General features: G+C 64.1%; 6 protein-coding genes. 2 read left to right on the top strand and 4 right to left on the bottom strand.

The window, feature by feature from the left end; all coding sequences use genetic code 11:
* Positions 1 to 402 precede the first annotated feature (402 nt).
* Positions 403 to 756, bottom strand: a complete 354-nt coding sequence (locus JRI60_RS23015) for a hypothetical protein (protein ID WP_204227981.1) — start codon at positions 754 to 756, stop codon at positions 403 to 405.
* Between the two features lie 384 nt (positions 757 to 1140).
* The gene (locus JRI60_RS23010) at positions 1141 to 1788 is read right to left on the bottom strand and encodes a transposase (protein WP_204227980.1); all 648 of its coding nucleotides are present in this window, start codon (positions 1786 to 1788) and stop codon (positions 1141 to 1143) included.
* Positions 1789 to 1841: 53 nt separating this feature from the next.
* Between JRI60_RS23010 and tnpB the strand changes: the two genes are divergently transcribed.
* Both tnpB and tnpC read left to right on the top strand, forming a co-directional pair.
* Positions 1842 to 2585 (top strand): IS66 family insertion sequence element accessory protein TnpB, encoded by a 744-nt coding sequence (tnpB, locus tag JRI60_RS23005; protein ID WP_204227978.1) that lies wholly within the window; start codon positions 1842 to 1844, stop codon positions 2583 to 2585.
* A gap of 36 nt (positions 2586 to 2621) precedes the next feature.
* Positions 2622 to 4298 carry an IS66 family transposase gene (gene tnpC, locus JRI60_RS23000; protein WP_204227976.1) on the top strand — a complete coding sequence of 559 codons (1677 nt, stop codon included), beginning with the start codon at positions 2622 to 2624 and terminating at the stop codon, positions 4296 to 4298.
* Between the two features lie 484 nt (positions 4299 to 4782).
* Here the strand turns inward: tnpC and JRI60_RS22995 are convergent, their stop codons facing one another.
* Positions 4783 to 5418 carry a hypothetical protein gene (locus JRI60_RS22995; RefSeq protein WP_204227974.1) on the bottom strand — a complete coding sequence of 212 codons (636 nt, stop codon included), beginning with the start codon at positions 5416 to 5418 and terminating at the stop codon, positions 4783 to 4785.
* 106 nt (positions 5419 to 5524) lie between these two features.
* Entirely contained in the window at positions 5525 to 11263 is a 5739-nt protein-coding gene (locus JRI60_RS22990) for an RHS repeat-associated core domain-containing protein (RefSeq protein ID WP_239470674.1), read from the bottom strand.
* Positions 11264 to 11386: the final 123 nt, after the last annotated feature.

Below are 11386 nucleotides of genomic sequence, written 5' to 3'. Positions count from 1 at the left end.
GTCCACGTCGGATTCCCCGGGCATGCGTCGAGGGTATTGACATAGGTCGTCCTCGGCTTGTCGCGGATGTTGTAGGAACCGGTCCCGACACACTGCGACTCGCCCTCCAACAAACAGTTGTTGGACGTCTGATTAGGGCATGTGGGGTATCGACTCGAACAGTTGTAGCACTTCTGGGGCTCCTCCCCTGGACAGACACACGCATAGGATCTGTACAAATCCCCATACTGGGACGGATTGCTGCTCACACTCACGAAATGCAGGATCTCGTAGCTCGCCGCGGCATACGCGGCCACGGGACCCAACAGCCCCACGAGCCACAGGAAGACCCCCAGCCCCCATCGGCCACGGCTGTGAAAGAAACGCCAGCAATACAAGAATGGATGTGAATGATTCATGTTCTCACTCGTGAAAAGAAAGAAGAGGGACACACAGCCCGCCCTCGGGCGTCGGATACACCTGGGCACAGCGCCAGTCGGGCGGGCACTCCTGCTCGCCCCGACATGCACGGCTGCAGACGTAGCCTTCCTCCCGGCCAGGCTTCACGTGAAGGCAGACACCGGACAGGCACGCGCTGGCGCCATTCTCCGTGCAGTCCTCCCCCACCTGCTTCATCGCCTTCTCGGCCCGCAGCGCGCGGTGCTCCGTGAGGAGCTCCGGTACCACCCCCTTGGCGGCTTCAGGCTCCACACGCGTGGCACCACAGCCCGCCCATACTCCCGCTGCGAGCACCAGCATCCAGACAGTACGACGCACATGACCTCGACGGATGAGACCGCGGAAATGCGGTCTCGCCCGCCATGGCAAACGCCGGGCCAGGGGCACTGGCCCGTCACTTCAAGGCTTTATGCCGTGGGTCCTCGGCAGGGGCATCCCGGTCCGCGGATGACACGTCCGCGGAACGAGACGGGGGCGCCGTCAGCGCCTCCCCACCCCGTCGATGAGCCAGAGGCCCCACACGAAGAACGGCGCATGCTCGGGCACACGGCGGTCACTGAAGAGCAGTCGATAAATCGAGGAGAGAGGCCAGATGCGGGCGCAGCACGACCCCCCGTCGGCTGACACTCGGACCGGATAGGGCGCATAGGAGCGTGATGGGGCGTGGGCCCGGCGGAGGTCGCGGCGGGTCCGTGGGAATTGTCAGCTCAGCAGGTTCACGAGAGTGGGGCCGTGGACGAGCAGGTTGTGCGCCAGTGCCGTGAGCACGGCCACGCTCGTCACCTTGTCCAGCCCGCGCACCACCAGCTTCTCCAGGCTGTAGTGCTGCTTGAGCTGTGCGTTCACGTTCTCCACCAGACTGGCCCTACCCCGGTACAGCTCCTGGGCTTCTGGTGTCTGCATCCGCTCACGCCAGGCCTCTACCTGCGCCGAATGGTCGCCTTGACCTTGGGCGTGCGCCATGCGCTCGGGCACGGCTATCAGCGCGTCCACCCCCTTGTCCGCGCACGCCTTGAGGTCCGCCAACGTCGCGTGGTTGGCATCCGCCAGCAGATGTCCGGGCAACTGGCCAGTACGCGCCTCGAGCTGCTCGAGCATTGGCCCCACGCTGCCCGCATCGCTGCCCACGTTCGTCACCTGCACGCCCACAATCGTGCGCGGCCCTCCCTCGGCCTTGCCTGCCACTGCCAGTTGCACGTTGTAGCCGGGCCGGAAGCCTCCATCGGCCATCTTCATGACTCGCGCGTCCGCGTCCGTGGTGGAGGCGCGCACCTGACGCTTGTCCCTGGCGCTCTTCTTCTTGGCGCGCTCGCGCTCCAGTGCCCCCAGCGTAAGCGCTCGACGGACCACACCTTCCGAGAGAAGAGAGAGCCGAGCAGCGTCGCGTGCCAGGAGGAATGGACATGGGACGCAACACGGCAGAAGAGGAAGCAACACTTGCGAGGGCGGCGGCGAGCAGCTACTGGTCGGAGTCCGAAGCGCGAGTGGTACTCGAGGCGTATGAGGCGAGCGGGTTGTCGGTGGCGGAGTTCGCCCGCCGACATGGGCTTGGAGCGCAGCGGCTGAGGTGGTGGAAGAAGCGGAGGAGAGAGGAGGAGAACTCGAAGCTCTCGTTCATCCCGGTGCACGTTGCCGCGCCGCCGCCGAGAGAAGTGCGAGAGGCACCGGCGGGCCCAGCCAGCATGGAGGTGGTGCTGGCCAGGGGGCGGAGAATCCGGGTGGAGCCGGGTTTCGACGCGGGGGAGGTGGCGCGGTTGGTGAGGGCGTTGGAGGAAGCGCTGACGCTGCCCGCCTCGGTGCGAATCCACCTGGCGAGCCAGCCGGTGGACATGCGCAAGTCCTTCGACGGGCTGTCCTTGCTGGTGCGGCAGGTACTGCGAGAGGACCCCTTGAGTGGACACCTCTTCGTCTTCTTCAATCGCACGCGCGACATGGTGAAGGTGCTGTGGTGGCACTCTGGAGGCTTCTGTCTCTTCTCCAAGAGACTGGAGAAGGGCAGCTTCCGCCTGCCGCGTCCGCTGCCGGAAGACACGGGCGCCGTGACGCTCGAGGCGGTGGAGCTCACCCTGCTGCTGGAGGGGATTGATTTGAAGGCCAGCGTCCGTCGGCCACGCTGGCAGCCCCCACCTCTGGAGTTACCTGTGTGAGAAAACCTCTTGCGTTGAGGGGCCGGGCCGTGGCTCATGTCGCGCGTCATGAGCGGCGAGGCCCCCGGCAAGAAGAGGACGGACGTGCACGGAGTGGCGGCGCTGCTGCGGGGGCTGCTGGCCGAGGGCCAGGAGGAGCAGGCCATTGAGCTGGTGGTGGGCCTTCTCACGCAGTTGGTGGAGAAGAACGCCGAGTTGGAGCTGCGCCTGCTCAAGGCGATGCGCCAGCGGTTTGGCCGCACCAGCGAGAAACTATCGGCCGAGCAACTCTCGCTGTTTCTGACACAGCTGGGGCAGGAGGACGCCAGTGCCCAGCAGACGCAGGCGGCGACGCCTGGTGCCGGGGACGCTGGCGTCGCGCAGGGCGCCCCACCCCCGTCCGAGCCGCCCAACAAGGAGTCGCGAAAGAAGGAGCGCAAGGGACACGGGCGCCGCCCGCTGCCCTCCCACTTGCCGCGTGAGCAGCGCGTCCACCAGCCTCCGCCCGAGGCGCTGCGGTGCGAGGCGTGCGGGCGGGACAAGACGCGCTGTGGCGAGGAGAAGAGCGAGACGCTGGAGTGGGTGCCCGGCCACTTCAAGGTGATTGAGGAGGTACGTCCCAAGTATGCCTGCCGGCCGTGTGGTGACGGACTGGTGGTGGCACCGCCCGCCGACAGGGTGATTGAGGGGGGCTTGCCAGGGCCGGGCCTGGTGGCCCACGTGTTGGTGTCCAAATTCAAAAACTCCCTGCCGCTGCACCGGCTGAGCGGAATCTATGCGCGCCACGGCGTGCAGCTGCGCACCTCGACGCTCTCGGATTGGGTGGCGGCGGGGGCCGACCTCCTCCAGCCGCTGGCGCAGGAGGTGGGCCAGAGGGCGCTGGCCTCGCACGTGATGCAGAGCGACGACACGCACCTGAAGGTGCTCGACAGGGAGCATCCCAACGGACTCAAGCGCGGGCACATGTGGGTATACCTGGGGGACAGCACCTGGGCGGCCTTCGTCTACACGCCGGACTGGAAGCAGGAGGGGCCGCCGTCCTTCCTGGACGAGCGCACCGGCTGGCTGCTGGTGGACGGGTACAAGGGCTACGACAAGCTCTTCACTCGCGAGGGTGCCACCGCGGTGGAGGTGGGGTGCTGGAGCCACTGCCGGCGCTACTTCGTCGAGGCGTTGGAAGCCGGCGACACGCGGGCGGCGCTGCCGCTCTCGCTCATCGGCCGGCTCTTCGAGGTGGAGCGCGAAGCCAGTGAGTCGCGGGTAGACGACGCCGAGCGGTTGCGCAGGCGAGACACGCTCTCACGTCCCAATACCGAGCAACTGGGGCGCTGGGTGGCCAACACCTACAACGCGGAGCCGCCGAAGAGTCCACTGGCCCAGGCGTGCCGCTATGCCATCAACCAGTGGAAACCGCTGATGCGCTTCCTGGAAGACGCACGGCTGCCATTGCACAACAACGCTTCGGAGCTACGGCTGCGGGAGATTGCCGTCGGCAGGAAGAACTACCTGTTCGCCGGCAGTGACGCGGGAGCTGAACGCGCCGCGTGCGTGTACACGCTGGTGGCCACCTGCGTGCTGGCTGGCGTGGACCCGTGGGCATACCTGGCCGACGTGCTGGAGAATCTCGCCCAGGGCTGGCCGCAGCGCCGACTCGAGGAACTGCTGCCGCCCATGTGGAAGGCCTCGCGCGAGGCCGCCGCACGGGCTCCCTCTGCCTCGCCCGCGACGACCTGAGCGCCGCTCCTCCCGGTCGAACCAGGCGGCGCGCCCCCTACCACATCTCCGTCTCCACGCTGCACCGCTCCGCCGAGCGGATACCATCCTCGCCGTCCCTCTGCACCGCTCCGCCGAGCGGATACGGCACAACTTGCGCGGTCATGTCCCCGCCCCTACTTTTCTGGAAGGTAACCAGGAGGAGGTGCTGCGACAGCGGACATGCGGGCAGCCAAAAGCAGGAGTCGTCCACCGGCGCGGTGGTGGGGATGGGGGCGTGCTGTTTCAGGGGCATGCGCTTCATGCCCCTGACTGCGGAGAATTGGCCATGGCTCATCGCTCCCGTGAAGCATCAGAATCATTCAACGAGCTGCCGAAGCGATAAGCCCGCCCAGTTCAACAAACTCTGAGACAAAGGGCCTTCTCTAACCACAACCAAACGGATTTGTTTCATAATCCCGGGTCGCCGGGCTCGGGATTCCCATCCTCAGCCGATCTATACAAATCAGCTCTCCCAGCCTCTCCAGACGCAACCAACATTCTTCCAGCCGTCCTTGGTTCTCTCAACTGAAAACAAACACCCCTCTCCACAGCGAGGACCACAATGATATCCCATATAAACAACAGCACTTCTTTTTTGCTCGTCGAAGGCTACCTTTGAAAACACCACGTAGACACTTAAATCGCCAGCAGCTCTCGCAACGAGCCCACCATCACCATCGCGAGACCAAATTCTATCAACCGGAACCAAATGAGGTCCATTCGATGGGGGAAAAACATCACTGAGTGGGACGCCCGCCCCACTCGACTGACATAACGAGTGAATCAAAGCGGCGTTGGCGCGCACCGAACCCAAACTGCGAGAACACATATCTTCAAGAGCACGTCCATCAACGGAGCCGACCCTCGATCGATCAAATCCACCCAACGTGATCGTCTCATTCAACACAACAGCCTTTGAAAATTCCTGCCCCCCATACGCAATCAACGCCGCATACACCTCGCACGAAGCTCGCCCATCCTTCAATCCCCCATCCACCACCTGACACGGCGAAAACTGCTCCTTCCCCGAGCGACAAGAAGTAAAATGCAAAACAAAAAAACAACACAGTAACGTCGTTTTTCTCAATTGAAGAAACATGACCTATCCGATTGTCCAGACTCAGCAACACGCGAAACATCCCATTCCCTCAGAAACACACCACGCATTAAAAAATCAACAAATCACCAACCCAAGACCTCCACACTCAACGACAAGCATTCTCAATATCCTGAAAATGCCGCCCAGGAAGCAACTCATCCAATCTAGCCCGAAGGGTGATTGCCCTGCACATATGAGAAGCCTCATGAATCAGCGTGAGAGCGAATTCGTCAATCAATCGCTCGTCGAAGCACAAGCCGCTATTAATCTTGAGATGAGCAATCCTACCCCACCGCACTATTGGAGCATCAGCCTCAAGACCAGACTCAAATGTCGTAACAGCATAAACTCCTTCCGAGATCAATTCCCCATTCCTGAAAAATATCGGTCCCATATCATCAATGAATGTATCTTGAGGACTGATTTCGTTTAGAAAAACACACACATCGCATGGAACGATCTTCTGGCAGGCACAATTCCCATCACTGCGATTCTCCGAGTAACCAGTGCCACAGCGCGCTTTTCCTCGCGCCTTCGCCAGTGCATACTTCCAATTGGGGCACTCCACATCAGAGAACTTACGCCTGAACAGTCCATCAGGATCAACACTGCTCAACGGATTGCCTTCGGCGTATGAATAGACAGGGAGTCTGTCCGCTCTCACAATTAGCATCGGCTCTGGTTGTAAATACCCGCCGATGCTCGGAGCGTAATAGCGGTTCCAATTTTCGAACAGACCCGTCTCCACGTCGTAGTACTGTCCAGGGAATCGCAGCGGCGTCCAGAAGGGCTGAGCCCCCGTTTGGTAGCGCTGATACTCGTACCCTTCCAGTACCACTCCGGACGCGGAGGAAGAATCAGCCGTGCCGTAACGAGTAATCATCACATTGGCATGTCCCGTTGAAGGCTGTGCCCAATCCGACCATACAAGCCCCTGCCCGGTTCTATCGTAAGGGCCCGCCAGCCTCGTTCCGTTGTTTCCGTCGACCAGCTCGACGTAACCCACTCCCTTCGTGTCGAGTAGGTGGAAGAGCGTCCGCATCTTCACCGTCACCGACGCATCCGTGGGCTGCCTCAGTTCCGCCAGCGTAGAGGCGCTACCCGTAGCGTTGAGCGGGTGCTCCGTCTCCGCGTTCAGCGCCACCCGGTTGACCTGGCCGAAGGGATCGTAGTCCGCCGTCCCCGCGACACGGCCGCTGCCATCCAGCATCAACACGGGCTTGCCGATGTGGTCCGTCACCGGGAAGTACACCCCACACGTCGCGGCCTCACCGTTGCGCGAACAGTCCGCCGAGGTGTCCGACAGCCGCGTCCACGTGTTGCTCAGCTTGCCGCGCACCATCGCCACCGGGCGCCCGTCCAGCCACACGTAGTCGTCCTGCGTGTAGTGCTCCACCGGCGGAGTGGTGCCGCTGCTCCCCCGGTCCACCAGCAACTGGTTCCCCACGTCGTGGAAGTACTCGTCCGAAGCTCCTCCCGGGTAGACCTTCGCCCGGCGACGCCCCTTCGCGTCGTAGTAGTAGTTGTAGAAGCCTCCATTCACATTCACCGCCCGGAAGACCGTCTCCGTGGCCACTCCCACCGATGGGCCGTACGCGAAGCTCATCACGTGCGTCGGCTGCCCATCCATCTTCCGGGCCCCCTCCTTCCGGGTCACGCGCCCATCCACATCATACGCCAGCGAGTACCCCAGGAGGCTCCCCGTCGTCGAAGAGTTCCAGCCCGTCAGTCTGTCCCCTCGAGGCGAGGCCGCGTAGCTCAGCGCGTAGGCAACGCCGTCGCTGCTCATGGAGGTGCGGTTGCCTCGGCCATCGTACCCGTAGGTACGTGAGTCGAAGGCACCACCCGTGGCGTCGAAGTTGCCCGCCGGCCGGCCCGCTCCCGTCAGCCGCAGCGTCCTGTCATAGCTGTACGTTTCCGTCTTCGGCGTCGTCTCTCCCAGCAGGCACGTGTCGGTACGCACCACCTGGTCCGCCTTCCACGTGTACGTGCGCTGGTAGATGTTCTTGTTCCCCCCGCCCTCCAGGGGCGAAGTGACGCGCAGGCTGCGCAGCCGGCCCGTCAGGTCCGAGCTCGCCGCGGACGGCATGGCCGTCGAGCAGCCCGCGGGCGCCACGGAGCCATCGTCTCCCAGCGCGTACTCCACCCTGCTCTGCGTGTTTGTCGTGGGATGGTTCATCGTGTAGCCACGCAGCCCGCCGTACGGCTCCCAGGTGACGTCGCTCAACAGCACGCTACCCGGCTTCCACTCCGTACCGTCATGCAGCGTCATCCCGACGGACACAACCCGGTCGGCGTTGCCGCCCGATCCATACACGTATGTCACCGTACGGCCATTCGGATACGTCACCGAGGCAAGATTGCCGCCGGGCTTATAACTGTAGGCCGTCGTCGGATTGGCGTTGGCCACGATGCCACACGTCGACGTGCCCGCCCGCACACCGAACTCGAGAACGACGCGACCCTCCTGGTCATACTGGTACCAGGTCTTCCCGAAGGAGTCTTCCCGGTAGCGCACCCGGCCCTTCGTATTCACCGGGTTCTTGCACCCGCTTGGAGTGCCTCCCCCCTCCGCGTCATAGACAAGGCGGTACAGGACATCGATTCCCACCGAAGGGCGGGAGTAGTGACGTTCCGCCGTCTTCAAACGGGAGAGCATGTCGTAGGTGAAGGCGAGGTACTCGCCGGCCTGACGCATGGCCTCCGTCTCCTTCACCACCGTGTTGCCCAGCGCATCGTACGCGTAGCGCACCGGGCCATCCGCGTGCGGAAGAGAGACCTCCACCACCTTGCCGAAATCATCGTACGTATACGTCGCGGCCGGCTGGCCACAGGTGTCGAAGCTGTCCGTGGCCATGCATCCTGTCTTCACTCCAGACACGTTGCCCTGAGCGTCGTACTGGAACAGCGTACGCTGGGCCAGTCCCTCCGCCGGGTACTCGTCCACCTGCACCAGCCGGTTGGCCCTGTCATATGCCATCGAGGAGCACAGCTGGGACAGGGGCGTCCCGTCCACCTCCGGGCTCACACCCCGCCTCACGCCTCCGCACCAGGCGGGCGGCTCGTTGAAGGGCAGTCCCACACCCGTGAGGTTGTCCGCTCCATCGAAGGACTTCGCCGAGCTGAAGCTCCCCCCTCCCTCGCCCCACTTCTGCCACGTGGGCCTGCGGTGCGCGTCCACCGCGTACTTCAACACCCGCCGCGTCTCCACCGTCGTTCCCGTCTTCGACAGGTAGCGCTCCTCCTTCAGCGTCCCGTCCGGCCAGTACGCATACACCACCCTCTCCGTCCACCCGGTGCCGTCCGTACGCGCCGCCTTCGCCTTCCACTGGACCTTGTCCGTCAGCTTCCCTCCCGTACAGGTCTCGCCCGTCGTGCCCATCCGGTAGCAGAACACCTCGACACCCATTGAAGGGGATTGCACGGCGGTCAGGTGCTTGCCATCCGCGTAGAAGTAGTAGGTGAACGGCTGGCTTTCCACCCGCTTGCTCGTCAGCCGATCCTCGTCATAGGTGAGGGTGGTCAACAGCCCGTTTGGATCCGTCGTCTTCGTGACGTGCCCGCGCTTGTCGTAGGCGCTGAACAGCGTCGTCAAGGTTTTCGTGGTGGTACGGGTCGGGTAGACTTCCACCATCGCCAGCCGGTTGCGCTCATTCACTCCCACCGTGCTGTTATTGGGATGGTAGGAGTAGCGTGTCAGTGGGTAATCGGACAGCTCGCAATCCGTGGCGTCCTCGCGCGTGACGGTGCAGGGTCCGTGCACTTCCATCGTCCGGCCCAGTGGGTCTGGCGTCGTCGCCCCCAAGGACACATGCGAGGTGAAGGAGAACGTCCCCACGAGGCGGGGCTTCGTCGTCCAGGTGCCATCGCCAGCGCGTTCCCGGGTCCAGCCCGTCTCGATGACGGCCTTCCTCCGGTTTCCACCAGCCTCGTACACGTTCAACGTGCGGCGGCGGGCCCCCGAGCCCCCCAACACGCTCCGCTCCTCCGTGGCCCGCGGCAACTGCTCTCCATTGGGACCGTAGGTGTAGCTGAAGGTCTGCTCCTCCAGCGCTCCCGTGCCGAGCATGTCCGAGGCCCCTCGCTTCACGCTGGTCCGCTCCAGACGTGGCTGCGTGTCCGTGGGCAGCGAGTAGCCATACACCTCCCAGTTGTCCCGCTTGTCCTTGCGCGCCGCCTCATGGCCAGGCGTGCCGGCCGACGAGCACGCCCACTCCGTGCGCTCCGAGCCAGGGCTGCATGCCTCGCCAGGCGTGCAGGACTCCGTCGTCTGGTACAGGCGCGGGGCCATCTGCTGTCCATAGTTGGAGAGCGTCTCGTAGGTGGATGACAGAAAGGCCGAGCCCTCTGTTCCATCTCCTCGCCCCACCCCGTAGTCCGTCGCCTGTCTCACCTGGGGCTGCCTGCCGCAGCAGTTGGAGCCCGGCTGGCAACTGCCCACCGTCGGGTCCCAGGAGATGGACACGGCATGCCCCTCCGCTTCCACCGACCCCACCCGCCTGTCCGCTCCGTAGGTGTGCCGGACGAGCTCCACCCCCGTCTGCGAGCGCCGGAACTCTCCCGACGTGTACAGATACTCATCCAGTCGCGAACGATACCGGGCGTTGGCGATACGCCCGGGCCGCTCGTCGCCATTGCCCGCATAGGTGTACTGGACCTCGGGCTCACCGATGCCCCCGTCCGTCACCGCACCGCCCAGGTTCACCGCGGCGATGACGCACTCGAGTGCCCCGTCCGCTCGCCTCAGCGCGCGGTAGCTGAGGCTGAACATGCGCCCCGCCGCCGTCCGCACGGATGACAGATAGGGCACTCCCGGGCTGCTCCCGGACGCCCCCTGGGGACAACCCCCCACGGGCGGTGTCGCATAGGTGAGCAACGCCTGGTCCACCCCCGTCGAGGACACGACGCGCGAGAGGAAGTAGCGGTTGCGCCCACCCGGCGCCGCCACGAAGCGCCCCTCGAAGACGAGCCGGGACCCATCCGCCCGCACCAGCTCATAGCCCGAGGCCGTCCGCCACAGGCGCTCATGGTGGCTGGGCGTTCCCGGCGTCAGGGAGGCCTGGCACGGCACCCCCGTGCAGGGAGTGAAGCGCAGCAGCTGCCCGTCCCTGTCCCGCACACTCCAGTACTGCTGATGCTCCACCACCAGGCTCAGCCAGTTGTGCCACCACTCCACCGAGCCCGCGTTGCCGGGGCTGGCCCCGAACGGCTTGGGCACTCCCACCAGCGGCGAGTCAGGCACCCACTCGTCCCCTCGCGAGCTGAAGGTCCGCTCGAAGCTCAGCGTCGCCACTTCATCGGAGACCTCCACATCCGTGATCCGCTCGTAGCTCGTGCCCGTGACGATGTTGACGGGATCGTACAGGTTCGTGCCGTCGCACATGCATTTCGGCCCGCTGCAGGTGGGCGGAGCCCCACCATCCGGCTCGACCGGCGCGCAATCCTCGTCCACCTCCCCGTCACAGTCATTGTCCACGTCGTCCCCGCAGACCTCCTCACCGCAGGACGAGCCTCCGTCGGTTCCTCCATCGCTCCCCACGACCCCACAGTCCTCGTCCACCAACCCATCGCAGTCGTTATCGACTTTGTCCCCACACATCTCCTGCGGGTATTCACAGTGCGAGCCTTCTCCATACAGCACCGTGGCGGAACCGCCACCCACCGACAGCACCACGCCATTCCCAATGCACTTGCCGCCGCCACAAGCGGAGCAGTCCGCATTGCGTCTACACGCCCACGCTGAATTCCCCGGACAGGCATCGATGGAATTGACGTAGCTCGTCTTCGGCGCGTCGCGGATGTTGTAGGAACCGGTCCCGATACACTGCGTCTTGCCCTCCTGCAAGCAGTTGCCGGAAGTCGTGCCAGGACAGGAGGGGTGTTTGCTCGAACAGTCATAGCACGTTTGGAGCTCCTCGCCTGGACAGACACACGCATAGGATCTGTACAGATCCCCATACTGGGACGG

This window comes from Archangium violaceum (assembly GCF_016887565.1).
Lineage (GTDB): Bacteria > Myxococcota > Myxococcia > Myxococcales > Myxococcaceae > Archangium > Archangium violaceum_B.
Note: the sequence above shows the minus strand (reverse complement) of the source record. Positions and strands in the feature narration are given on the sequence as shown.

Coding starts and splice junctions, on each gene's coding strand:
- tnpB (WP_204227978.1), top strand. CDS start 1,842: ATGGGACGCAACACGGCAGAAGAGGAAGCAACACTTGCGAGGGCGGCG.
- tnpC (WP_204227976.1), top strand. CDS start 2,622: ATGTCGCGCGTCATGAGCGGCGAGGCCCCCGGCAAGAAGAGGACGGAC.
- JRI60_RS22995 (WP_204227974.1), bottom strand. CDS start 5,418: ATGTTTCTTCAATTGAGAAAAACGACGTTACTGTGTTGTTTTTTTGTT.